Annotated in this window: 22 protein-coding genes; 5 read left to right on the top strand and 17 right to left on the bottom strand. The window is 37.0% G+C overall.

The genetic code is table 11. The features are described 5' to 3' along the window. Window positions 1-77: 77 nt before the first annotated feature. Window positions 78-1,037 carry a ComEC/Rec2 family competence protein gene (locus tag ACMAWV_RS02350; RefSeq protein ID WP_412470978.1) on the top strand — a complete coding sequence of 320 codons (960 nt, stop codon included), beginning with the start codon at window positions 78-80 and terminating at the stop codon, window positions 1,035-1,037. Here the strand turns inward: ACMAWV_RS02350 and ung are convergent. The 4 genes from ung to ACMAWV_RS02330 form a co-directional block, all read right to left on the bottom strand. Further along, entirely contained in the window at window positions 972-1,643 is a 672-nt protein-coding gene (gene ung / locus ACMAWV_RS02345) for a uracil-DNA glycosylase (protein ID WP_412463071.1), read from the bottom strand. The two genes, ACMAWV_RS02350 and ung, sit on opposite strands and share 66 nt — an antisense overlap. 17 nt (window positions 1,644-1,660) lie before the next feature. Next, window positions 1,661-3,838: an alpha-ketoacid dehydrogenase subunit alpha/beta gene (locus tag ACMAWV_RS02340; protein ID WP_103218742.1), complete on the bottom strand. Its 2,178-nt coding sequence runs from the start codon at window positions 3,836-3,838 to the stop codon at window positions 1,661-1,663. Window positions 3,839-3,954: 116 nt separating this feature from the next. Continuing rightward, entirely contained in the window at window positions 3,955-5,046 is a 1,092-nt protein-coding gene (locus tag ACMAWV_RS02335; RefSeq protein ID WP_103218741.1) for a hypothetical protein, read from the bottom strand. A gap of 112 nt (window positions 5,047-5,158) precedes the next feature. Then, complete coding sequence (locus tag ACMAWV_RS02330; protein ID WP_021265862.1) at window positions 5,159-6,265, bottom strand: Glu/Leu/Phe/Val dehydrogenase dimerization domain-containing protein; 1,107 nt, start codon at window positions 6,263-6,265, stop codon at window positions 5,159-5,161. 117 nt (window positions 6,266-6,382) lie between these two features. Here ACMAWV_RS02330 and ACMAWV_RS02325 point away from each other — a divergent pair, with 117 nt between their 5' ends. Further along, a complete protein-coding gene (locus tag ACMAWV_RS02325; RefSeq protein WP_103218740.1) occupies window positions 6,383-6,691 on the top strand; it encodes a 2Fe-2S iron-sulfur cluster-binding protein in 309 nt (102 codons plus the stop codon). On the opposite strand, the gene ACMAWV_RS02320 is transcribed toward ACMAWV_RS02325, so the two are convergent. The 6 genes from ACMAWV_RS02320 to ACMAWV_RS02295 form a co-directional block, all read right to left on the bottom strand. Next, complete coding sequence (locus ACMAWV_RS02320) at window positions 6,669-7,409, bottom strand: hypothetical protein (RefSeq protein ID WP_103218739.1); 741 nt, start codon at window positions 7,407-7,409, stop codon at window positions 6,669-6,671. The two genes, ACMAWV_RS02325 and ACMAWV_RS02320, sit on opposite strands and share 23 nt — an antisense overlap. A 182-nt stretch (window positions 7,410-7,591) precedes the next feature. Then, on the bottom strand, window positions 7,592-8,593 hold the full coding sequence (locus ACMAWV_RS02315) for an NAD(P)/FAD-dependent oxidoreductase (protein WP_412470021.1): 1,002 nt from the start codon (window positions 8,591-8,593) through the stop codon (window positions 7,592-7,594). Window positions 8,594-8,695: 102 nt separating this feature from the next. Beyond that, entirely contained in the window at window positions 8,696-10,042 is a 1,347-nt protein-coding gene (locus ACMAWV_RS02310) for a hemolysin family protein (protein ID WP_103218737.1), read from the bottom strand. Between the two features lie 207 nt (window positions 10,043-10,249). Continuing rightward, window positions 10,250-10,729, bottom strand: a complete 480-nt coding sequence (locus ACMAWV_RS02305) for a hypothetical protein (RefSeq protein WP_103218736.1) — start codon at window positions 10,727-10,729, stop codon at window positions 10,250-10,252. Next, a complete protein-coding gene (locus ACMAWV_RS02300) occupies window positions 10,726-11,502 on the bottom strand; it encodes a hypothetical protein (protein ID WP_412470022.1) in 777 nt (258 codons plus the stop codon). The genes ACMAWV_RS02305 and ACMAWV_RS02300 overlap by 4 nt, the downstream gene beginning before the upstream one ends. Beyond that, window positions 11,495-11,908, bottom strand: coding sequence for an NUDIX domain-containing protein (locus tag ACMAWV_RS02295; RefSeq protein WP_412470023.1), 414 nt, complete (start codon window positions 11,906-11,908; stop codon window positions 11,495-11,497). The genes ACMAWV_RS02300 and ACMAWV_RS02295 overlap by 8 nt, the downstream gene beginning before the upstream one ends. An 81-nt stretch (window positions 11,909-11,989) precedes the next feature. Here ACMAWV_RS02295 and ACMAWV_RS02290 point away from each other — a divergent pair, with 81 nt between their 5' ends. After that, window positions 11,990-12,991, top strand: coding sequence for a tRNA dihydrouridine synthase (locus tag ACMAWV_RS02290; RefSeq protein ID WP_412470024.1), 1,002 nt, complete (start codon window positions 11,990-11,992; stop codon window positions 12,989-12,991). On the opposite strand, the gene ACMAWV_RS02285 is transcribed toward ACMAWV_RS02290, so the two are convergent. From ACMAWV_RS02285 to ftsY, 5 genes are all read right to left on the bottom strand, one after another. Further along, a complete protein-coding gene (locus ACMAWV_RS02285; protein ID WP_146037893.1) occupies window positions 12,909-13,373 on the bottom strand; it encodes a hypothetical protein in 465 nt (154 codons plus the stop codon). The genes ACMAWV_RS02290 and ACMAWV_RS02285 overlap by 83 nt on opposite strands. Window positions 13,374-13,445: 72 nt before the next feature. Next, the gene (gene rny, locus ACMAWV_RS02280; protein ID WP_368667189.1) at window positions 13,446-14,999 is read right to left on the bottom strand and encodes a ribonuclease Y; all 1,554 of its coding nucleotides are present in this window, start codon (window positions 14,997-14,999) and stop codon (window positions 13,446-13,448) included. A gap of 15 nt (window positions 15,000-15,014) precedes the next feature. Then, window positions 15,015-15,620, bottom strand: coding sequence for a 5-formyltetrahydrofolate cyclo-ligase (locus ACMAWV_RS02275; RefSeq protein ID WP_412470025.1), 606 nt, complete (start codon window positions 15,618-15,620; stop codon window positions 15,015-15,017). Beyond that, window positions 15,592-15,897, bottom strand: a complete 306-nt coding sequence (gene zapA / locus ACMAWV_RS02270) for a cell division protein ZapA (protein ID WP_103218729.1) — start codon at window positions 15,895-15,897, stop codon at window positions 15,592-15,594. Before zapA ends, ACMAWV_RS02275 begins: the two co-directional genes overlap by 29 nt. A gap of 42 nt (window positions 15,898-15,939) precedes the next feature. Next, window positions 15,940-17,160 (bottom strand): signal recognition particle-docking protein FtsY, encoded by a 1,221-nt coding sequence (ftsY, locus tag ACMAWV_RS02265; protein WP_412470026.1) that lies wholly within the window; start codon window positions 17,158-17,160, stop codon window positions 15,940-15,942. A 76-nt stretch (window positions 17,161-17,236) separates the two neighbouring features. Here ftsY and epmA point away from each other — a divergent pair, with 76 nt between their 5' ends. Then, complete coding sequence (gene epmA / locus ACMAWV_RS02260) at window positions 17,237-18,205, top strand: EF-P lysine aminoacylase EpmA (protein WP_392990509.1); 969 nt, start codon at window positions 17,237-17,239, stop codon at window positions 18,203-18,205. Here epmA and ACMAWV_RS02255 read toward each other — a convergent pair whose 3' ends face one another. Next, complete coding sequence (locus tag ACMAWV_RS02255) at window positions 18,206-18,982, bottom strand: hypothetical protein (RefSeq protein WP_412470027.1); 777 nt, start codon at window positions 18,980-18,982, stop codon at window positions 18,206-18,208. Window positions 18,983-19,188: 206 nt separating this feature from the next. On the opposite strand from ACMAWV_RS02255, the gene ACMAWV_RS02250 reads away from it, so the two are divergent. Beyond that, window positions 19,189-22,980 (top strand): hypothetical protein, encoded by a 3,792-nt coding sequence (locus ACMAWV_RS02250; protein ID WP_412470028.1) that lies wholly within the window; start codon window positions 19,189-19,191, stop codon window positions 22,978-22,980. 4 nt (window positions 22,981-22,984) lie between these two features. Here the strand turns inward: ACMAWV_RS02250 and rimO are convergent, their stop codons facing one another. Then, window positions 22,985-24,370, bottom strand: a complete 1,386-nt coding sequence (gene rimO, locus ACMAWV_RS02245) for a 30S ribosomal protein S12 methylthiotransferase RimO (RefSeq protein ID WP_158246919.1) — start codon at window positions 24,368-24,370, stop codon at window positions 22,985-22,987. Window positions 24,371-24,386 lie beyond the last annotated feature (16 nt).

The raw sequence follows: 24,386 nt of genomic DNA, 5'->3' as shown, positions 1-24,386 counted from the left end.
ATTTTCAAATGAGAAAAAAAACTCCCGAAACCCCCAAAAATCCTGATAATTGCTCAATTTTGACTTATATAGCTGCAATGCGTTTCAATATTATCTTTCTCTTTGCATTTCTACTCATTAATCCACTTTTCTCAAAAGATGACAACAAGCAATATAATCGTCCCCCAAAAATAAAGCTTCCAATTAAAACGAAGGCAGCTTTTCACAAAAAGTCTGAGTTTTACTTCTACCGTTCAGTTTTAACAGGACAAAAATGGGGACTAGATAAAGAATTCAGAAGAAAGCTATCTCACCTAAATTTGCTTCATCTCATGACTCCCTCAGGACTCCACTTAAGCTCCCTCTTTCTCATTTTCTATCTACTAAGAAGAAAGTATCCAAAGGTATCCAATTTTATTGAACTTGTCCTATGCTTAGGATTCTACTTCTTTCTTCCAGGTTATTATTCATTCAGACGAGTGGCACTAATTCGAAGCTTCTTTATTTTAAATAAGATGAGAGAAACAAACTATTCTAAGTTACAAATTTTTATCTTCTTTCTTGTAACGGATTTCTTTTTTGGAACTTATCGATTCTCTCCACTATCATTTTACTTAAGTACACTATTTCTTGCTCTCATCTTTTCAATTAAAGAGTTTCGTCTTTATAAAATGTATCTACTCTTCTTTGTGGCCCAACTTTTTATAGCTCATAAATTTACGGGTATAATCTATCCAGCAACAATCGTTCTCTCACCGTTACTAACAAGTATTTTCACACTCATTTATCCTATTCTCTTTCTTAATTTATTCTTTATTGATTATTTTAATTACGCACAATGGTTCATTTCAGCATATACGGGATTAATAGAGATAAGTTACGATTTAGCGCAAGCACTAGGCTTTATTCATGTAAATTTTCTCATTTTAATTGGAGTAATTATTTACTCTCAAAGAACAAAGAAGCATGCCTTAGCACTAGTAACAATTGGCCTAATTGCGAACTTCCCAAGAGATAGTCTCGCGATTCTTTTGAGCGAGATAGGCATTGGCCTGTGAAAAAGGCTTAGAGCCAAAGAAACCACGATATGAAGATAATGGTGATGGATGAACTGTCTTAATTACTAAGTGTTTTGATTCATCAATATTCTTTCCCTTCTTTTGAGCAGGAGAGCCCCACAGAATAAAGACAACATTTTCACAGTGATCATTTACGACTTCGATAATCTTTGCTGTAAACTTCTCCCAACCTTTCTTTTGGTGAGAGCCTGCTTGTGCCTTACGGACACTAAGACAATTGTTAAGAAGTAGAACTCCTTCTTTTGCCCAGTCTTCTAGAAAGCCATGCTGGGGAATTTCAATTCCTAGATCTTCATTTAATTCTTTATAGATATTTCTAAGAGAAGGTGGAATTTTAACTCCCTTCTTTACAGAAAAACTTAGCCCGTGGGCCTGTCCTTCACCGTGATATGGGTCTTGCCCAAGAATCACAACTTTTACCTTATCGAGTGGAGTAAGATTGAGAGCTGCAAAGAATTCATCCTGGGAAGGATAAACGTCACCCTCTTCTGAATCTAAGAATTCAGCGAGCTCTACCATATAATCTTTTTGGAATTCGTTTTCTAAGTGAGAAAGCCAGCTCTTATCATTTAAATAATTAATCATAAGAGCTGGCCTCGGTATTAGTAATTTAAAAGTTTGTTAAGTTGTTCGTATACGTCTGCAACTTGTGGAAGAATGAAATCCTCTGAAGTTGGGCAGTATGCAACGTGAGAGTCTTTTGCAGCAACACGAAGGATTGGAGCATCAAGGGCCTCAAAACATTCTTCGTTAACACATGCAGCGATCTCACCAGCAAAACCAGAAGTCTTAGTTTCTTCGTGACAAATAAGAAGACGATTTGTTTTCTCAAGTGACTTCTTAATTGCATCCATATCAAATGGAGCAAGAGTTCTAAGGTCGATAACTTCAACAGTCTTACCTGTTTCCGCTTCGATTTTCTTAGCAGCATCAATTGATTTTTGAACTAGAGCTCCCCAAGCAACTACAGTTGCATCAGCACCTTGTTTTGCGATACGAGCTTTTCCAAATGGAATCATATACTCTTCACCTGGATCTGCAGTACGGTTATAACCTTGGTAGTAAAGGTGCTTGTGCTCTAGGAACATAACAGGATCATCTGATCTAATTGCAGTTCTTAAAAGCCCAGCTGCGTCCGCCGCATTTGAAGGGAAGACAACTCTAATACCTGGAACGTGAGTAAATAGTGACTCTCCACATTGTGAGTGATAAATCGATCCACCTCTTAGGTATCCACCGATTGGAACACGTACAACCATTGGACACTTGAAGTCTCCACCTGAACGGTAGCGAGTCGTCGCCATCTCATTCTTAAGTTGCATATATGCAGTCCAGATATAGTCAAAGAATTGAATCTCAACAACTGGCTTAAGTCCTCTCATCGCCATACCGATTGCACGACCGATGATATTTGCCTCAGCTAGTGGTGAGTTAAACACTTGTCCTTCTAAAGATGCTCTTTGAACACCTGAAGAAACTTTAAAAACACCACCCTTACCTTTAAGGTCTGGGTTATTAAGTCTTTCAAGATCAGAGAAGTCTGCAACGTCTTCACCAAACATTCTTAGTAATGGGTTCTTAGAGAACTCAGAACGTAGAACAGCATTGATAGCTGACGCCATTGGAACATCATCTTTTCCTTCAAAAGTACCTTGAGTTTCAAAGTCTGAAGAAGTTGGATCAATATCGTGTGAGTATAAGTGATCAAGTGAAGTTTCTGGCGCTGGCCATTCAGTATCAACTGCTTCTTTCATTGCACGTCTAACTTCTAGAGAAACTTCTTCAAGAAGATCATTAACTTCTTTCTCAGTCATCACACCAAGTGCGATAAGAGTTTTTGGATATGAGTTAAATACATCAACTTGTTTTTCCTGCGCTAACTCGTCTTTCGTACGATACATTGATTGATCATCAGAAAGAGAGTGAGAGTATGGACGAGTTACATGAGAATGAAGAAGAACTGGCCCCTTCCCTTCTCTAATATGTTTAGCTGCTTTTTCAGCTGCTTTGTATGATTCAATTGGACAATTACCATCACATTCAATGATTTTTAAACCTGGGAATTCATCAAGTGCTTTTGAAATTGATCCACCTGGTGTTTGCATTGAAGTAATTGTTGAAATGGCATAACCATTATCTTCAACGTGGAAAAGAACTGGAAGCTTATTAGCACAAGCAGTTGTAAGTCCTTCCCAGAACTCACCTTGAGCAATTGTTCCATCACCACATGAAGTATAAACAACTTCAGCATCTTCAACTAAGAATTTTGAAGTATCAAATTTGTGTTTTTCTTTTAGGTCCTTAAGTGCAAGTCCTGCTTCAGCAACACCACATGCTTGAAGGAACTGAGTTCCAGTACATGAAGACTTTTGAACGATATTTAGTTTTACGTTACCCCAGTGAGCAGGCATCTGACGCCCGTGAGTTGCCGTGTCTCCGATATTTCCGTTAGCTTGGCAAAGCATTTCATATGGAGTTACACCAAGACCAGTACAAAGTGCTCTATCACGGTAGTATGGGATAAACCAGTCATGCGCAGGCTTTAGAACTTTTGCAAGAGCAGATAAAACACCTTCGTGTCCTGCACCAGAAATTTGAAAGAACGCAGTCGACTGCTTCTTCATTGTGATCTCTGCATCGTCTAGTTTTCTTGAAACGAAAACGTTACGAAGCATCCAAATAAGATCTTCTTTCGAAAGATTGTATTTTTTAATAATCTCTTTTTTCTTATCTAAGTTGGTAGAACCCACATTTGATCCTTTTGCAGTTTTATCAAGCATTTAACGCCCCTTTTTAAGTGGAGCTAGATTACCAATTTTAGTGCAAAAGGTGCACATGCTGTGCATTAAATTTTAAAATAATATTTGACGGATTTCAGCTATTTAGAGGTATTTGGCTAGAAGCCACTAGAAATTCCTAGAACATATCGACGATCGACCTTACCTCTGAAGTCAGAATCTGTTGTATCAACAGCATAAGTTGAGAGATCGAACTCCATTTTCTTAGTGCGAATACCAATTCCACCAGAACCGAAGCCATCGCCGTAGCCCATTCTCAAGAAGAAGATACGACGTAGATCAAACTCAAGACCAAGCCCAAGCTTTCTTTTGAAGTCCACTGTATCATGAGCATTTAAAAAATCTTTATAATCTACTTCTAAGTGAACGCGTACAGTTCTACCAAGTTGTGGCGTAATAGAAAGTCCAAGGTCATAACTTTGTTTAACTTTATCAGGGGCTCCAGCACCATTCATTTTTTTAAAACTATCACCTGTTGTATTGTGGCTAACAACAGCAAGCGTAGGGATAAAGGCCGTTGGAAGAGTTATTCTCATTCCAGTTGTTAGATATAGCATTCTTCCGCGATTATAATCATCATCCGCCAATGCTAGTGGAGTATTTGGGTCCGATTGTCCAACAGCTTCTTTACGAAATAAATAAGTAGCAGAAGCACCAAATTTAAAAATTCCTCCAAAGAGAGAAAAGTTAAAGGCTGCATATGGACCAGTATCTGTTCTTTGGGCGTATTCAAATTGGTCACCAACCTGATCACCGATAAATGTTCTTTGCTGAACTGAATACATATAACCAATCGTGAAATATCTAGTCGCAAAATTTGGCATCATTTGAAAACGGCTGTGAGCAACTGTTCCCTTGTTTTGATTAAGTAATTTTCTAGCACCTTCAAGTGATAGGGCCTCAAATAAATCACCAGCATTACCAGTTACATCTCCACCAAAAAGCGTTTCCATCCAACCTTTATTCGTCTCAAATTGGAAGTTAGAAAGATGGAAATGACGGCCTCGATAAGTACCTAGTCCGGCAGGGTTATAGAATGCCGCTGAAGCATCATCGACTTTACCAATAAAGGCATTTCCCATGGCAAGTGCACGGGAAGACGTAATGAGTTCTGGAAAAACTGCATCCTCAAACTGTATTGCAAAAATACTTGAGTGAATTAATAGGCAAAATAAAATCAACTTCTTCACAGGCTAATTTTACCTTAAGAAGCGACTGATTTTAACTCGTGGCACAAAGTGCCTCTAGACATAAAAAAGGCCCGTAAAAACGGGCCCTTATATCGTAAAATCTTGATTGAGATTAACGCTTTTTTCTACCTGGGAATCTATGTCCAACGTGACCTAGGAATTTCCCTTGGATATTCTTGATTGATTCAATTCTAGACTCAGCAAGGATATCTGTCGCTTGGTAAACTGGAATATCTTGTTCTTCAGAAATATTGAAAACTTCTAGAGTTGTATCATAGATTGAATCAACCATTCTGATTGCTTTATCTTCTGACCAACCTTCAAATTCGATTGAAACGTTCATAACACCACCAGCATTGATTAGATAATCTGGAGCGTATAGAACACCTCTTTCCTTAAGAATTTTACCGTGACGGTTTTCTGCAAGTTGGTTATTTGCAGCACCAGCTACGATTTTACACTGTAGACGATCGATTGTGTCATCGTTGATTGTTGCACCAAGTGCACATGGAGCATAGATATCCATTTTAACGTCATAGATTTCATCGATCCCAACAACTTTTGCATTTGGAACTTTTTCCTTGAAAAGCTCAAGGTTCTTTTCATTGATATCACATACGTAAACTTCTGCACCTTCATTGTATAGGTACTCACCAAGGTAGCGTCCAACAGAACCTGCACCTTGAAGTGCTACTACTTTACCTTTTGGTGAACGGTTTCCATAAACTTTCATACATGCTGCTTCAATACCTCTGAAAACACCACGTGCTGTCCATGGAGATGGGTTACCTGAACCACCGTGGATTTCAGCAACACCAGCTACGTTATTAGTTTCAGTAAATACGTGCTCAATATCATCAACACTAATATTTACGTCTTCTGCAGTAATATAACGACCGTTTAATGACTCCATAAAACGTCCGTAAGAACGGAATAGAGCTTCTGACTTATCTTTTTCTGGATCACCGATGATAACAGCTTTACCACCACCAAGGTTTAATCCAGCAACAGCATTCTTATATGTCATACCTCTCGAAAGTCTTAGAACATCGTTAAGTGCTTCTTCTTCTGATTCATATGGCCACATTCTTGTTCCACCTAAAGCTGGTCCAAGTACAGTGTTGTGAATCGCTACGATTGCCTTAAGGTTACAACTTGGATCACTAAAAAAGATAACTTCTTCGTGTCCGTCTTTGTATAATCTCTCAAAACTAGGCATTGTTTTTTCTCCTTAGAAAGTTTGCAATAATTACCTGAATTTACGCAGGAATTAATGATGCTAAAATAGTGCTATTAGAGCTGAAAAGAACAATAAACTTTCAAGGATGAAAACTGTATGCACAGAGTGTCACTAATTGGAAATGATGAGCAAGTAACTGAATTTACAATCGAAGAAGGTCAGACAATTTTTGACGCAATACAGGATCAAGGTCTCACCCTACCCCATGGATGTCTAAGTGGGTCATGCGGCTCATGTCGTATTCAAATTATAGAAGGTAGTTGCAATCTACAAAAGCCAGGAATTATCGAAGAAAATACAATTGAGGCCATCGCTCCCGAGCACACTGAAGTTGCAGAAGGTAATATCCGTCTAGCTTGTCGTGCAAAAGTCACAGGTGATATTAAAATTTCGATTCTAAAATAAGTTGAAGAATTGCACGAAAGTGTTGCTTGCGATCAAATCTCCAAGATTCATTTTCACCTTTTAGAAAGTCCATATTTTTTTGATCTAGCACTGTTGTTAAGTGATCCACGTCGTTAATGATTACATGGCGATAAGGTTTTAGTAATGAAGATCTTAAATCAACCATTCCATCGTTGCGCCCAACTCTTTCAAAAATAAAGTTACGACTAATCTCTAGTGATGTCTCTCTTCCTTCTTGCTCGTTGATGAATGTAATAAATTGAAGAAGGTTAATATTTTCAAGTGCCGCTTCAATTTTAGCAGCATTGGCCTGCATATAATCAGAACGAATTTTTGTTCCAACTGATTCCATTCCGCTAACATCACCACCAAGCAGCGCAAATAGCCACCCCATAACAGTTTTCTTAAACGAGCTCTGAATAAAATAATCCGCTAAGACCGAACCATGATAAGGCGATTGCATTGAAACCCAACCAATAACTCTTTTAGAAACCTGCGGATTATTAATAAGTACATCCAAGAACTCGAGTCCACCTTTAGAATGACTGACGACGAGTATTGGGCCATTTATCTTATCAATCTCATTTTTTATAAATTTTGAATTCTTACTAACTGGATCTTCTGACTCAACGACTATTCTTTTGAATTTTACTTTATGTTCTTTTAATAGATCCATATAGTCGCGAAAGTAATCACCTGTAAAATACGAAAGATTCACGATCTGACCTGAACCCTCTATTGCTGATTGCGAGAGAATTCCAGGAAGGAAAACAACAGTTAGATTTGAAAGATTCTTTAGTTCGGCTTCTGTTAAGCCTTGTTTTGATTGATAAAGACTTCGGTATTGAGTTGTCTTATTTTGTGCCCTGACTACTACTGTAGTCAGGACAATTAATATAATTAAGCTAAACCTTGTGAAGTTAATAACGCTGCCCTTTTCTTTCTTCTGATTTTGGCGTTGATATCATCAAGTGAGTCAACGGCCATATCCCAAGCTGTGTAGATTTGCTTCTTACGGTTGGCCCTTAAATCACCTGCAACATAAAAGTTTTCAATATTTGTTTCACCTTTATCATTAGCTAGAACATAGCCTCTACCGTCAATTTCAGCACCAATAGCTTTGGCAAGTTCATTATAAACGATAGTTCCAAGCGAAACAAAAGAAAAGGCAGACTCTAGCGTTCTTCCGCTAGCAAACTTATAACCCTCGATTATTCCGCTCTTGCGATCACCAAGAATATCAACAATGGCTTCAGTGAACACTTCAATCTTATAGGCTTTGATTAATTTTTGAGTCTCTTCATCAAATTGTGGAGTCTCACCATTTGTTAAGATCGACATTGAAGGCGTGTTGTAGCGTTCTTTAAGCATCACTGCAACCCAGGCTGCTCCAGAAGTGTGACCAATAATTGAAGTATGCTTGTCATAAACATGGTGGCCATCACAACGCAGGCAATAGTCAACAGTTTGAGCGTTTGCAAAAGGTAGAATTGGTTTGATGCTATCATTAAAATGAGGCTGAACATCCATAATTCCAGTACAAAGCACAACATACTCTGCTTGATACTTTTCACCTGCACTATCGATTAACTCAAAACTTCCGTCACTTAACTTTGTTACTTCAGTAACACCCTTTCCCTTAACGAAAGTCAGATTATCTTTAAATTCAGATTGTTCAATCCACTCAAGAGTTTCTTTGTTAGGCTCTTCAATACCTTTTTTATATTTATGAGTACCAGGCATATTTTCAACTTTATATACCCATTTCTCACGAGAACGTTTCTTATCCTTAGGTGTTCCAGGAAAAAGAACAACTGAATCATTATTTAAAACACCGCGTAGTGTGGCCATCATTCCGGCCGCGCCACCACCGATTACTGCAATTTGATATTTATTAGACATAACTACTCCATGACTAGTTCATATTTAGTATAGTCTATCAGAAAGAGGGAATCTAATAGATTCCCTCTATGTAAGCTTTAGCTAAATTTATTTTAATTTGGATTATTTAACAGGAATTTCTAAGAGATCGTCAGTATTCTCAGTGGCCTCTTTGGCCTCTTTCTTAGAGAAGAAGTGCTTCTCCCCATCAACATCTTTAATCTTAACTTGCTTGATTTCATAGTCAAAGACTTCAGTTAATTCAAAGCTATAGCCTTCCCAGATAATAATCTGACCTGCTTCAGGAAAGTTATTCCCAAGCATATCAAGTAAAAAGCCAGCAAGAGTCGAATAATTATCATTAAGTGGTATCTTAATATCGTAATCGTGATCAAGATCTCTTAGATTAGTTGCACCATCGATATCAACACCTTCAATAAGATCACTCTCTTGATAGTCCTTTGTAATTTCATCAATATCATCATCGTGTTCATCTTGAATCTCGCCAAGAATCTCCTCGATAATATCCTCTAGTGTAATGATACCAACAATTAAACCGTTCTCATCTTTTACCAGGGCCATGTGAACTTTCTTACGGTTCATATGGTCGAAAACCGCTTGAATTTTCATGTGCTCATAAACAAAGAATGGGTCTCTTAAGTGGTTAACTAGAGTAAAGTTGTCACGTTCAGACCTCTTTAAAAAAGCAAGCTCTTTGACGTGAAGGAAACCTTCTATATTATCAATCTCACCATCAACAACTGGATAACGTGAGTGAATTGATTCTTCAATTTCACTAATTACATCTTTATATGAGCTATTAACTTGAATACTCTTGATTTCCTTACGAGGAATCATAATGTCTTTTACTTTAATCTTTGGAAATTCAAGAATTGAGTTAAAAAGATCAATTTGCTTATGATCAATCGTATTTTCTTTCTCTGCTTTTTGAATCATAAACTCAAGGTCATCCTTCGTTACAATTCTTCCTGTTAGCTGAGCATTCTCACCAAGAACAGTGTGGATAAGCCAAACCATAATTTTAATAACAGGATAAAGTAGATAATAGAAAATTTGTAGAACACGGATAACAAAAAGAGATAAGCTTTCAGCGTGCGTTCGTGCAAATGTCTTTGGAATAATTTCACCAAAAATTAGAATGACAAAAGTTGTCGCCCCGACTGCAATACCAATGGCATCATCCGCAAATAAACGGGTGGCAAGAACTGTCGTTAATGATGAGGCAAAAATATTGACGACGTTATTTCCAACGAGAATTGTCGTTAGAATCTCACTTGGGCGATCAATCATAAATGCAATTGCTCTTCCCTTTGCACCACCTTCTTGAATAAGCTGGCTAGCACGATCGTGAGGAATCGAAAGTAGGACCGCTTCTGAACCAGAAAAGAAACCTGAGCCAATAAAGCAGATTATTAATAGGACAATCTCAAGGCTGCTTACATCAGTCATTGCCTTGTCCTTGTTTAGTAAATTTCGTTGAGATTTTTTTTAAGAAGTAACAACAATAAAGCGGAGGTTCTATAAGGAGTTTCCTTGTTACGGGTAGGAATCTATATTGAGCTACCCCTTCGTTTAGATATAAATATTTTATCAGTAATTCTGATATGATTCAATACATCATAAACCAACAAATTTCAAGGATTTGAGCTACAAACCCTAGTGATGATCGAGTTGTTCGCCCTTGAAGTCATGATCCGAGTAAACAATACGATCATTCATTTCATGGTTAAAATCATATATCTCATTGATATTACTGACCTTCCTGAAGATTGTATGACACTTATAACAAATAACAACAGGAGGAAGTCTCTTAAATAGTGCAAAATCAAATACATATAAAATAATAAAAGGTGCCACAGAATATGGGGCATATTGAGTTGTTGCCACATATAAAGTCGCTAAGGCAGCAATTACAAAGAGCATTACCCCAATTTTTCGATTAAAGTCTTTTTGTTTGTAAAAATCCTTTCTTTCGCAACATGGGCAATCCTTAAGAATACCCTGTTCGTGCTCTTCATTCATCTTCACAGGAGCTTTGGTATGACAAATTTGACACTCAACTTCTGTCACCTCTTTATTAGGGTGAAAAGAAACAGCTGAACCACATTCTTCACAAGTTAAAGTAATTTCCATCATAGTAGTAACCCATATGTATAAAATAAATAAATCGCAATCATTTCACCAATAAAGACAAAGATTGTCATGGCATAGAAAATCCCTGTCGCACTTTGAATACTTCGCATACTAACAAGCTTCCACCCAAAGACGCTCATTCCAAAAATAACCAAGTATCCCCAAACATCACGCATGATAACCATTAGCCAATTGAAAGCATAACCGCCACCAAGTTCAGTTCCAGTAACTAAGTAAGGCCCAAGTTTAGTATGCTCAAATCCAGACCAAACAAGCTTAACAGCAAGTAGTAGCCACATAGCGAGGGTAGCCTTTTTAAGAGGAACTTCCGAAAGCTTTGGTGTAACAAGATACCAGTGACCTAAGATCATGGCATAAGTAATAGCACCAAGATAGTAAACAGAAGAGCCAATATATAGGTAATTCACTAAGTTCTTATCTTGAAAAAGATAGAGAGCGTAAAAGCCAATTAAAGTTGGGATCGCATATAAAATCCAAAGAGCAGTATTCTTCTCATCATAGTGATTATGCAACTGATGATGAAAAAGGATGCATATTGTACTGATATAAAGAAGGATTGCTTCTAAGTCTGTAGCACTATTTCCAGTTACAATATGAGCAATGGCCGCAAAGAATAAACTCACAAGACAAGTCGTTGATAAAAGCTTTTGAAAGCCTCCACCTGTCATTTTAGAATTTGCTACTGGTGCGAAAGTAAAAACTCCAAAGCCCAGGGCCAAGAAGAAGTACTTTGCCATTTCAAATGTATTACTCATTCAAATTACTCTCTCGTATAAAATGCTCAACTAAGCGCATGATAATGATTTTATTTGCTGCTGGAATATTAAGGTTTTCTACAACATTTTGAGCGTTTTCAAAAGGTATCTTTTGACTGATCAGACTCATTTCTTTTGTATATTCAGTAACATAGACATATAAGAAAACACTTCGGTCTGAATATTCATGTTTGAGCTGAGTGAAGAGATTAATTTTATTTAATCCAAAACCAACTTCTTCCATAAACTCACGACGAGCGGCTTCTTTAACACTCTCGCTAGACTCGACCTTTCCCCCTGGGAATTCAATCATGCCATCGAGTGGGCCATCTTCTTTTCTAACTTGTCCCCAAAGAACAAGCCCATCACTTTCAAGTGAATATGGGATTACAATTGCGATTTCCATAAATAAACTTTTACCCTAAAAATTTTGAAATGTTAAAAAAGCAACGTAGCTTTTTGCGCCTTTATTGTTTATAAACCAAGGGTGAGTACATTACCCTTTAAACAAAATTCAATCATATTCGCTCCGATGGAAGGTGTGACGGATGGCCCATATCGTGAGGTCATTCAAAGAATATTTGGCGACTGGGATTATTACTATACTGATTTTTATCGAATACCATCTGTTGGTAATGTTCACGCAAAAACATTAATCAAACACTTTGGTGAGCCTTATCTACAAAAAAAGGCCCATACTAATCAAACGGCTTACCAATTTCTCACTTCTGAAATTGCACAAACTGAGCAGGCCATCTCACTTATCAGCGAAATGAACTATCACCATATCGATTTGAATCTTGGCTGTCCTTCAAAAAAGGTGAATTCAAATAAAGGTGGTGCCTATCTTTTGTCTGACCTCAAGGCCCTTGAAAAAATTATTAAGCAAATTAGAGAAGGTTTTAAAAATACTTTTACAGTTAAAATTAGAATTGGATATCGCGATGATAGTCTCTATCTTGATCTCTTAAAACTTTTTGAAGATTGTGGCGTTGATGGAATCACAATTCATGCTCGTACAAGAGACCAGCTTTATAAAGGCGTAGCAGACTGGAGCTATATCGAAAAGGCCGTCAAAGTTTCCAATCTTCCCATCATTGCCAATGGAGATATTTGGACTATTGAAGATATCAATCGAATCTTCGATCAATGTAATCCATATGCTGTCATGTGTGGTCGAAGCGCACTTAAGACACCATGGCTTGCTTCAATCTATAAAGAGTATCAAGGCAATTTAGATTTCATCAGTGACGAATTTCTATTAAAGGTACGCGCTCAAAATCTAGACCTCTACTTTTATGAGTTAGAAAAAGAATATCGAAAGTATGGTTTTGTCGATTCAACTATTCTTAAAAGATTTAAGGCATTTTGCCGCTATCTATTTGATGACTATGAAAATTTTGAAACTATTCGTGGCCGTTTTCTTCGTGCTCAGAACATTCATGAGTTTCGTGCTCATCTAGATCAATTTGTGGCGAGTTATTCTTAATAAAGAAATAAAATGTGATTTCAAAAAGAAGCACACCAACGACGTAAACAATTCGCGCTTGAGTTGAAATCCCAACAAGACCAACTAGCAAGAAAAATAAGAAACCTGGTAGATGTCTAAGGACGACATTCCCCCAAGTGTTATCAGGAATACGGTCTTCTAAGATCGTATAAAAGTTCATAACCGCATTGGCAAAGTTGAAGCGACTTGTACGTCCTTCAAAGTATTCGTCACGGTTTGGATGGCAGTAAAGACCTGCAAATGAAATGGCCGTAAAGAAACATATATATTCTTCAGTTGAAAAACTAAAAATAGCGGATGCAATAAAGAAAATTATCAATGCCGGAAGAAAATATAAATAATAACGAATCCCAATTTTCATCTCATCTCCAGAAGTTCCAAAAAAGAAAGGCACCATATCGGTGCCTTACTTATATTATAAATGGAAGTTATTTTACTTAGCAACTCCAACTGCTTTTGTCTCACGAACAACTGTAATTTTAATTGTTCCAGGGTAAGACATTTGCTCCTCGATTTGCTTAGCAATATTACGAGATAGCATAACAGTTTCCTCATCCGTAACCTTGTCATTTTCAACAAAGACACGAACTTCACGTCCACCTGAGATTGCGTAAGACTTGCTAACACCTTCAAAAGAATTAACAATTTCTTCAATATCAGTAAGACGAGATACATAAGACTCAGTAAGTGCTTTACGAGCACCTGGTCTTGCTCCAGAAATCGCATCTGCTGCTGCTACAATGTGAGCAAGAATTGATTCTGGTTTTTCGTCATCGTGGTGAGCACGGATTGCGTGAACAACGTCCGCAGACTCTCCATACTTTCTAGCGAAGTCAGCACCGATAACAGCATGTGAACCTTCAGCAGATGCATCAAGTACTTTACCGATATCGTGTAGTAGACCTGCACGGCGAGCTTGTTTAATATTCAGCCCCATCTCAGCTGCCATTGAACCACAGATAAACGCTGCTTCAATTGCATGCTGGTATTGGTTTTGAGTATATGAAGTTCTAAAGTTTAGAGCACCAACAAGCTTAAGGATTTCAGGGTGGATACCATGAACACCAATCTCCATTTGTGCTTTTTCACCTAGAGAAAGAAGCTTCTTCTCAAATTCAGCTTTTGATTTATCGTGGAATTCTTCAATCTTTGCAGGGTGAATACGACCGTCAGCAATTAGCTTCTCAATTGTATCTTTAGCAATCTCACGTCTAACAACGTTGAATGAAGAGATAACAACAATTTCAGGAGTATCATCGATAATTAAGTCAACACCACAGATTTGCTCAAATGCACGGATGTTACGACCTTCACGACCAATTAGTCGACCTTTAACATCATCAGATGGTAGGTCTACAGTTGAGATCGTCTTTTCACCAACGTGCTCACCTGCGTATCTTTGAATTGCAATTCCAACAATTCTCTTCGCACGAGTTTCAGCTTCTTCTTTAGCTTCTTCTTCCATACGAGTGATCATTTTAGAAAAATCTACTTGAGCTTCTTCTTTCATCGTATCAAGTAGTTCATCTTTTGCTTGCTCTTTTGTCATAGCAGCAACTTCAGATAATTTAGTTGCATACTCTTCTTGGCGAACAACAAATTTTTCTTTTTCTTTAAGAGCATCAAGCTCTTTTTCTTTTACGTCTTCTTCACGCTTCTCGACTTTCTTAGTCTTCTCATCAAGTTCATCCATTTTCGATTCAAGCTTTGCTTGTCTCTTATTTAGATCTTTTTCCTGATCGTTAAGTTCGCGCTTCACACGCTCGGCATACTTGTCAGCTTCCTTCTTTTCTTCTTGAGCTGCCTCTTTTGCCTCTTTTCTTGCTTTATAGCTAATGTCTTTTGCCTGTGCCTTGGCCTTTTCAATTATTTCGTCACCCTTCGCTTCTCTTTCAAGCACTTCTTTTTTAGCTTGAAGATTACGGATAACAAAACCAACTGCTAGTCCAACGACAAGGAAAAGAAGTGAAGCTAAGATTAAATCCATACTCATTTCTCTCTCCTATTTATTAACTTTAATCACTTCCCGATCAGTTACGATAAAATCCATTGCTTGATCATGTTCCTCAAAGACAACTTCATCACTTAACTGTTGATTAAAGCAAACTCCTATTTTTATAACTTTCTTCTTATCAATATTAATCAATCTATTAAGGTAAATGTCGTAATAACCTTTACCTCTTCCCAAACGATGGCCTTCATTATCAAAGGCAACCCCTGGAACTAAAATAACTTCAGGAAAAATTATTGAATCACTATCTCTAGGAACTCTAAATTCTTTTCCAAAAGCTTGAACTTTTTCAAGTTCATTTATTGGTGTATTTCGAAAACACATCTGTGTTGATTCTTCACCAAACGAAGGGAAACTAAGTATTGCTTTCGCCTTCAAATTTAAACAATTAACTTCACCAGGAATTGGAAAGAAAACCCCTAGGTGCTTAGGATTTAAGTTTTCGGATTTTAAAAGAGAATCGATATTGGAACAGATTTTCTCAGACAGCTGTCTTTGATCATCTAAGCTTAAATTAGCTAATATTTCTAATACCTTTTTTCGAAGCTGTTTCTTTTCAAGACTCATCTTAATGAGTTTTTGGAAGTGCTTCTTCAATCAACTTTAGTGCATTATCAGAAAGAGACTTAACTTCGTTAATCTCACTTCTGTATTCCCTTTCTAAGGATAGCTTTTCTTTTGCCAACTCAAGTGCAACTAGAGCTGCTAGTTGTGAGTTAGAAATTGAAGGCGCCTTTTGGCGAATATTGCTTGCGATTGATTCAACATACTCAACAATTTCAGTTGCTGAAACAACCTCATCTTCATTAGACTCTTTGAGTCTAAAGTTATGACCTAAAATTTGATATTCTTTTACTTCCGTACTTATATCCATAGTTATTTAATTGTAGTCCTACAAAGGATTTCAGTCAATCAATCAATTACCTACTAGTGCGTCAAGATACTCATCTAAATTAAACACACTCAGGTCTTCGACATTTTCTCCAACACCAATATAGGTAATTGGAATTTGTAGACTATCAACAATGGAAATTGCACTTCCGGCTTTTGATGAACCATCACATTTCGTAAATACCAGACCAGTTAAATCAAGTGCCTTATGAAATTCCTCTGCTTGGCGAATTGCGTTTTGACCAGTGATCGCATCAATTACTAAGAGAGTATGGTGTGGCGCATCTGCCATTAGCTTCTTTAGAACATTCTTACTCTTTGTTAACTCTTCCATCAGGTTACCTGCAGTATGAAGACGTCCCGCAGTATCAAGAATACAGTAATCAGCTTTTTCATTAATCGCTGTTTGCAGTGCATCGTATCCAACACCGCTTGGGTTGGCCCCTTCTTTTGCACGAATCATTGTCGCACCTGCTCTCTCACACCAAACTTGAAGCTGATCAACAGCTGCTGCTCTGAATGTATCGCATGCACCAACAACAACTTTTGCACCCTGCTGAGTAAGTTTTGTTGCTAATTTTCCAATTGTTGTAGTTTTACCTGCACCGTTTACACCTACGATCATAATAACCTTAGGCATTCCCGTTGCATTTCCTTTAAATTCAAAAAGATCACCTTCGTTTCTTGATTGAACGTCGGCCATTTTATTCTTTAAGAATTCTTTAATATATATTTTAAATTGAGCTTCATCGAAGTCAGCGCTCTTTGCTTTCTCTTCAAGAGATTCGATCAGCTCACTTGTTGCCTTTGGCCCAAGATCTGCACCATAAAGAAGTTCTTCAACCTCCTCAAGCGCGTCTTCATCGAGACCACCAGCACCAAATAGACTTCCAATTTTTCCCCAAACACCATTACGTGAACTACTTAAACCCTTTGTTAGTCTTTCTTTCCAAGACTTCTCAGGAACAGGAGTTGGTGCTGGTTGCGCCTTCGCTACCTCTTCAGCAACAGCAACTTCTTCGACCTCTTCAACTTCTTTAGTTTCAGAAGTAATCTCTTCTTTGACCTCTCGATCTGGAAGCTTTGATTGTGCCTTTGGCTTAAGAAGATAGAAAATACCAGTAAATCCACTGATACCTAGTGCTGAACATAGCGCGATAAATGCATACGCCATTTCAATAGTTATCGTCATATTTAGCTGGGCCTGATCTGCCCAAGACTGTAAAAGAGCAACGAGTTGCAACATAATATATTCTCCATTTTGTGTGTTTAAGAGATATGATATGTAAGCATAAAAATCAATATTTAAGGCGTAAATTGGCATGAAAATGACAAATAAGATCAAACTATTTCATCTACAACAAGCAATTCGAAACTTTTTCAATAAAGATGGTTTTATGGATGTGCTAACGCCGCCAATTGTTGAAAATCCAGGAATGGAAGTTCATATTCATCCCTTTGCAATTCACTCTGTGCATCAAAATAAAACTCATGACCTCTTTCTACATACTTCTCCAGAATTTCATATGAAGGAGCTACTTCAAGAGGGCCTAGAAAAAGTTTTTACAATGAGCTACTGCTTTCGTGATGAGCCAAATAGCTCAACTCACAGAAAACAATTCATTATGCTCGAATGGTATCGTGCCAATGAGAATTATAAAAAAATCATGGAAGATACAATAGACCTATATCGATTTTGCCACGACTACCTAAAGTCTAAAGGTGTTAGAGTTATCGAGTTAAATGACAAGATAAAGAAAGCAACTGTTCAAGAAATATTTTTAGAAGTTCTTAACATTGATATTTTAGAACTTATGGATCGCGATGAACTTTATCATTTAATTGATAAGAAATTTTCAAAAATTAGCTTATCAGGAAATAAAGATGATTACGCATGGGACGACCTCTTTTTTCTCCTTATGTATAATTATATTGAGCCTGAAATGGAAAAGTATGAATTTCTTATGCTCTATGAATTTCCTGCTCCACTTAGAGCACTCTCTACCATTAAAGAGGATGACTCAAGAGTATGTGAAAGATTTGAAGTTTACTGTCGTGGAATAGAGATTTGCAATTGCTTCAATGAGCTTACTGACTTAAATGAGCAAACTTTACGTTTTGAGAAAGATGCAGCATTAAAACAGGATCTTTATAAATACAATCTTCCTTGGCCTAAGAGATTTTTAAAGCAATTAGAAAACGGTTTACCAAGAAGTGCTGGCATAGCACTAGGAGTAGAGCGCCTTCTAATGTCCTTAACAGGAATGGAAGAAGACGCATTCTTTGATTAACTATTGTTTCTTTTGAAGTCGATTAAATAATAAGTGAGTCTTTAAGATAAATTCTGATTTTACAATATCAGGAGTCATCTTCATGGCCCAACGGTAGTGAACACCACTTTCCTTTGCCGAGCGTAACTTACTATTCCACATTGGAAATTCATTTGCTAACTCAGCAGAATAAACAGCATACCAGCGTGCAAACTCATCTTGCGAACGGGACAATAATGCATCTTGTACCTCAATTGCATTTTCAACCAAGATTCTTTTCACTGAGTAAATATTTAAAGGATCAAGTTTTTTAATATCTAAATCCTTATTCAAATATTTTTTAAATATTGTAACTGTAATTTCCTTAGCAACTCTTGAAGTTTGTTGGTTATAATTTTCTAAGCGTTGGTAGTATTGCGATAGCACAAGTGAGCGATAAACTCCTTCTCGAGTTCCCCCCTGCTCTAGAGTTGCATACCATTTTGATAACTCATCTCTATTTGCATCAAGTTCGCGCGTGGCCTTAATTAACTCATTAATAAATGATAAGTTATATTGAGACATCTGCTCTTTAGTGAAAGGTGATTTGTATTCTTTTTTAGAGTAAACACTTAGATCTTTAGCATCCTTTTTAACAATAGGAATCTCAGGAAGTTCGACTTCATCTCTTTCCCCCCAAATTTTATCGGCCAACGATGTCGATATATTCTTTTCTACAAATGGCCTTAAATCTTGCAAGAATGTTATCTGTGCAAAAGCAGAAGTTGAAATTAAACAAATTAGAATGAATCTCTTCACAAGTCTCCCCTGAAAATTCGAGTATTTATCAATATAAACACCATTATAATGGCGCTTCGAATTTTTAGGAAGTTAGCAAATTTTAGCCAACAAAATTTGTCAATTTTGTGTCTAGGTTCTAGGCAATTAATACCTCTAACTTCCGATAAACACTGACTAAATGAATTTTGGTAAAGATTGTTTAAGAATCATTCGATAATGAAGTTATGAAAACGTTAAAAGGTAAACCGTCTCTACATTTAATATTAATCCTTCTGCTCATCGCAACTTCATGTGTGCCTGATAGCTTAACGAAGTTCAAGGAAGATGGCGCAAGCAGTGATGATGCATCAAGTGCAGTTGGAGAGGTTGTTGATCCTCCAAGTGACTTTATCGACGAGGGCGGTAATGAGATTGATGGAAGTAAGATTACTGACCCGACTTCCGTTTTCTACAACAATGCAAGCAACTACATTTTTATCACTGGTGACTCTAGCTTAGCTAATTCAACGGCCGGTAAGAATATTGTTACATTTATAATTCCAGATGGTGAATTTGGAGATTACAATATTATCGACAATGATGGTTTTTTTACTTTATCAAATGCATCTAAGAATAACTTCCTAGATCCAATCACAAACCCTGGTTTTAATTTTGGTTCAGATATCACTACTACATATGCAGCGCACTTTACGACAAGTAATCAAAGTGGTCTGATCAAGCTAACAAATAGTTCAGTTTCTCCTGTTAGAAGTTTTACACTAGCACCAATTAATTTTAATTTTTATAGCCCTTCTACAGAATCGGCTCAAACATTAACAACAACATCTCAACCGAGAGTTTCAATTCAAGCACCAATTCCTGATAGGCTTACTTTTGAAACACAGCAGTCTTTCAATTGTACAGGTGCGGGAATCGGAACAACTCCTCCAGCAACCCCAACAATTGGTGACGTGTATCTAAGCGCAGGAACATGCTACTATAATTATGATGGAACAAATACAAACACTGTTGCATTTCCTTTTGTAGGACCTGTTTTTGTGGGATTTCAGCTAGATGATAATAGCGGATTCCTTACAAATGGTTTAACAAGTGAGACATTTACAACTGAAAATGGTGCAACAGGAACAATCACTTACAAGGATAGTAGTAACAATATTTACGGTACACTTACTTCAGGTACTCTATATACTGGCGACTTAATTGATAATGCTTTTCCATTTTCAAATAGAGAAGGAACAATTCAAAAAGTTAAATACTTTTTCCAACCAAATTCAAATATCAACTTAAAGTTGATTAATGATACATCAGAAGCTGTCGCAGAACATATCAGTTATAACAACAGTACTGATATTTCAATTACACCAGACTTACCTTCTACATTAAGGCTCGTAAAAAATGTAGACAGTCCACTATTTGGATACATTATTGATACATCTGGTGTAGGAGATCATAACTATCAATCTCCTATTGAATATACAATTACCGTTAAAAATGACATTTCAACAAGAACGTTCAAGCTTGATCTTGGTATTATTAATCCTCCAGAGGATTTATCGTACTCACAACTTGTTGCGTTCAAAGTAAAAAATCTTGTTCAGACGACTTCAAATTTTACTGAAGGACAAGAAATTTCTGCAGCAACACTTCCACCACTAAGCAATGGTGCAAAAGGTATCATTAAAAGAATTCTTGATATTGATGGGAACGAAAAATACCTAATTGTTCAAGTTATCAGTGGTGAATTTGTAAAGGATATCTCAGTTGATAATTATAAAAACTTCCTAGATGAAGAAGCAGTAATTCAAACAACTCCAGTGTCTCTTACACATATTATGAGTCTTAACTCAACTGCTGCATTTACACCAACTTACTTAGAAACAAGACCAGCTCTATGTATGAGATTTCCATCTGCACCGACAGACAGGTTTGCACGCGCAGTTGTAACAGGAAATCCAACAGATGCTGGACTAGCAAATATCATCTTTGTTAACCAAACGAAGAATGTTAACGACACTAATTCTAGTGAAGATTTTATTGCATCTAATAATGCACTTGAAGATTGTGGTAATGCTACGGCATACATCCTAAATGAAATTTGGACCCCTGTAATGAGAGCTACATTTACTGATGTATCTTCTCTTGTTAGTGGAATGGATATACTGACAAATACAGGACGAGCGAACCTTGTTGCTTCACAAATTAATAGTAGTGACAATACTGCTTTATTACAAAGTACAAATGGAGTGCCAATTACGATGACACTTCCAGGAGAATCATTCTCATCAGTTAGACCGTATAGTGCAAACGGAGCGACAATCAGTGATTTTCAAACTCTAACGACATTTGAATTACATCGTGGCGTTGATTCAGTAATCAAGTCAACTCTTCCAAAAGGAGAAGACATTGCATATAGCGTAAGCCCAGAACTTCCTCCAGGTTTAACATTAGATGAAGAGACAGGTGATATTATCGGTATTCCTGAAATTGCAGCCTCATCTAAGACGTATACTGTAACTGCTCAAAATATTCTTGGAAGCTTCTCAGCATCATTTGATCTATTGATCGAAGATTACTTTGAAGTAAATGTTGAAGTAGAAAATACTCCGAAGTTCTTCACTCACAAAGATGGTGAAGATAACTTCTTTAATAAGTGTCGAGTAAAGAAAAGAGATATCATCAGCAACCCAAGGGCCTTAGCATCTGATATTGAGGATGTAATCGATATTGATTGTTATGTTGATATTGGTGAAAATAACCTTTACTTTAGAGAGCTTAAGCTACAAGCAAATGTTGGCCCAGGTATTTGTCATAGTATTCGCTATAAGCCATTTTTCTTTTACAAGAAAAGACCAATGATGACACGTAGTTCAAATTCAGACATTGCATACAGTGCAGCTGCTCGCTATATCGTACAAGTTGTAACTGGTACTTCAACAGATGCTGTGGGAGTAGCTCCAGCCGATAATACTGCGACAGATGGGTTAGGAGGTGCAACTCCAGCAAATAGTTATTATGCAGATGGAATTTATGTCAACGGTGTTCTATTCGGTGGTCAACTTGATGATCTATGTTCAGGTAAATACCATGATCTAAATTGTGACAATGGTTCTTTTGAATATGCCGAGCTTGTTTATACATATACAGAAGCAAACGCAGACACTGGAGATCCAGCTTACTATAGAAATACTGTCGAGGTTTTAGAACATCAATGTGAGGGAAATGCATACTTATGTAGAAAGGGTGCAATTGAAGACGTCTTCACAACAGATGAGCTTGAGGATGGTTTTCAGTCGCTTGTTATAGAGGCATTTAGTGGTGCAAATTATGAGAGTATCTTAAAAACTCCACAAAAAAGAGGTGCGAGATCAAACCGTTCAATTGCTTCATTTGCACATGAAAACTCTTGTTATAATTCAATTAATAATACTGAATATTACTCAGAGGGTATAAAGCTTCACGCGGAAAGTGTAAGCCTTTCAGATGATCCAAACCAGATAGTTGATCCATTTATGGGGGCACAGCCTTACTATACATTCTCTTGTCTTGATGAATTCTCAGTTACTCAAGCGAGAATAAACTTACACATTAGAGATTGGGATAATAACTATGAGATGAACAATCTTGATAAGGTTACTATTGCGAGCATGGATGAAGGGACAAACCTAGATGTTTTTGATGAACCTCTTAACGAATTTAGTGATTGGGATGATTACACAAACTCAACAAATTATTCTGCCTGTACAGATGCGACAGCACCGACTTTAGGAAACTCATATACTGCTATTACAACAGGGAGTGGGACAGTTGGGTCACTATACTTTTACACAGTATCATCAAGTGATTTCTACTCAGGTATGAACGTTATTATTGGTGGACAAACTTATATAGTTAAAAGAGTTTACTCAAATGCAGTTCAGCTTACACGTCCGCTACATGCATCTTTTGGTGCAGGAACGGCAATTACTGGACGTCAGCTAATACCGTTCCCTTACAATGACTGGGAAGAAGAACCTTAGTAATCTAAATTACACGTCCAACTAAATCAAAATCTAATACATCGGTGATCTCAACTTTAACGAGGTCACCGATTTTTAAATCTCTCTCATTTAAGTCATTGATAATAACCTTACCATCGATATCAGGTGCCTGACCAAAATGGCGACCAACAATTAGAAGATCAGTATCTTCGTGAGTTCCTTCAACAAGAACTTCAACAGTTTCACCTAGGAATTCTTGATTTAATTCTCTAGCGATTTCTTTTTGAACTTCATAAAGACGATCAAAACGATCATCAATTACTTCTTGCGAATTTTTATCTTTTAAACGGTAAGCAGGTGTTCCTTCTTCATCTGAGTATCTAAAGATACCAAGGTGGTTGAAACGTGCTTGCTTGATACCTTCAAGTAATTTTTCAAAGTCCTCTTCAGATTCACCAGGGAATCCAACGATGATTGAAGTTCTAAGAACAATTCCAGGGATTCTTTCACGAAGCTTAGTGATACGCTCCATGATTTTCTCACCAGTAATCTTTCTATTCATACGCTTAAGTACATAATCTGAGAAATGTTGAACCGGCATATCAAGGTATTTACATACTTTCGAAGAAGTTGCCATTTTTTCAATAACTTCATCAGTAAGTTCATCTGGATAGAAGTAGAATAAACGTACCCAATCTACTCCATCAACAGTCTCAAGACCTGATAGAAGTTCGAATAGATTATTTTCATCACTCAGATCGACTCCATAATCAGAAAGATCTTGAGAAATAAGATTTAGCTCTCTAACACCAGTTGAAGACAATTGCTTTGCTTCCTCAACAAGAGATTCAACAGTACGAGATCTTAGACGTCCACGAAGAGTTGGAATAATACAGAAAGTACAATTTCTATTACAACCTTCAGAGATCTTTAACCATGCCGTATAGAACGGAGAAGTATTAAGTCTTGGATCAAATTCAGTATGAATAAATCTAGGAACTTCAACAAATGACTTCTTCTCTAATTTATTATTTTCAAGAGCAGTTAAAAGTGGAACGATTTTATTGTATTCACCAGTTCCAATGAACATATCAACTTCAGGCAAGCTCTTTTCAAGTTCATCTGAATATCTCTGGGCCATACAACCAGAAACAACCAGTGCCTTACAATTACCAACTTCCTCATCTTTATAGTCTGCAAGATCAAGAATCATCTCAATAGATTCTTGTTTAGCTGCTTCAATGAATGAGCATGTATTTACAACAATTACCTCAGAATCTTGAGGCTCTGTTACAACTTTAAAACCATTTAGTCCCATATGCCCGAGCATAACCTGTGCATCAACGAGGTTCTTTGAACACCCTAGTGAAGTAAAATAAACCGTGCGGTCATTAAATTTTTGGTTAACTTGAGATGAAATCTCAGACATATAATTCTCCATGTAT

It is taken from the genome of Halobacteriovorax sp. RT-1-1 (genome assembly GCF_047085455.1).
Taxonomy (GTDB): domain Bacteria; phylum Bdellovibrionota; class Bacteriovoracia; order Bacteriovoracales; family Bacteriovoracaceae; genus Halobacteriovorax_A.
The sequence above is the reverse complement of the archived record's forward strand: the minus strand, read 5'-3'. Positions and strand labels throughout refer to the sequence as shown.

What these genes read in the sequence shown, in the direction of transcription:
- ACMAWV_RS02350 (WP_412470978.1), top strand. Translation starts at nt 78, where the DNA reads ATGCGTTTCAATATTATCTTTCTCTTTGCATTTCTACTCATTAATCCA.
- ung (WP_412463071.1), bottom strand. Translation starts at nt 1,643, where the DNA reads ATGATTAATTATTTAAATGATAAGAGCTGGCTTTCTCACTTAGAAAAC.
- ACMAWV_RS02340 (WP_103218742.1), bottom strand. Translation starts at nt 3,838, where the DNA reads ATGCTTGATAAAACTGCAAAAGGATCAAATGTGGGTTCTACCAACTTA.
- ACMAWV_RS02330 (WP_021265862.1), bottom strand. Translation starts at nt 6,265, where the DNA reads ATGCCTAGTTTTGAGAGATTATACAAAGACGGACACGAAGAAGTTATC.
- ACMAWV_RS02325 (WP_103218740.1), top strand. Translation starts at nt 6,383, where the DNA reads ATGCACAGAGTGTCACTAATTGGAAATGATGAGCAAGTAACTGAATTT.
- ACMAWV_RS02315 (WP_412470021.1), bottom strand. Translation starts at nt 8,593, where the DNA reads ATGTCTAATAAATATCAAATTGCAGTAATCGGTGGTGGCGCGGCCGGA.
- ACMAWV_RS02310 (WP_103218737.1), bottom strand. Translation starts at nt 10,042, where the DNA reads ATGACTGATGTAAGCAGCCTTGAGATTGTCCTATTAATAATCTGCTTT.
- ACMAWV_RS02305 (WP_103218736.1), bottom strand. Translation starts at nt 10,729, where the DNA reads ATGATGGAAATTACTTTAACTTGTGAAGAATGTGGTTCAGCTGTTTCT.
- ACMAWV_RS02300 (WP_412470022.1), bottom strand. Translation starts at nt 11,502, where the DNA reads ATGAGTAATACATTTGAAATGGCAAAGTACTTCTTCTTGGCCCTGGGC.
- ACMAWV_RS02295 (WP_412470023.1), bottom strand. Translation starts at nt 11,908, where the DNA reads ATGGAAATCGCAATTGTAATCCCATATTCACTTGAAAGTGATGGGCTT.
- ACMAWV_RS02285 (WP_146037893.1), bottom strand. Translation starts at nt 13,373, where the DNA reads ATGAAAATTGGGATTCGTTATTATTTATATTTTCTTCCGGCATTGATA.
- rny (WP_368667189.1), bottom strand. Translation starts at nt 14,999, where the DNA reads ATGGATTTAATCTTAGCTTCACTTCTTTTCCTTGTCGTTGGACTAGCA.
- zapA (WP_103218729.1), bottom strand. Translation starts at nt 15,897, where the DNA reads ATGGATATAAGTACGGAAGTAAAAGAATATCAAATTTTAGGTCATAAC.
- ftsY (WP_412470026.1), bottom strand. Translation starts at nt 17,160, where the DNA reads ATGTTGCAACTCGTTGCTCTTTTACAGTCTTGGGCAGATCAGGCCCAG.
- epmA (WP_392990509.1), top strand. Translation starts at nt 17,237, where the DNA reads ATGAAAATGACAAATAAGATCAAACTATTTCATCTACAACAAGCAATT.
- ACMAWV_RS02250 (WP_412470028.1), top strand. Translation starts at nt 19,189, where the DNA reads ATGAAAACGTTAAAAGGTAAACCGTCTCTACATTTAATATTAATCCTT.
- rimO (WP_158246919.1), bottom strand. Translation starts at nt 24,370, where the DNA reads ATGTCTGAGATTTCATCTCAAGTTAACCAAAAATTTAATGACCGCACG.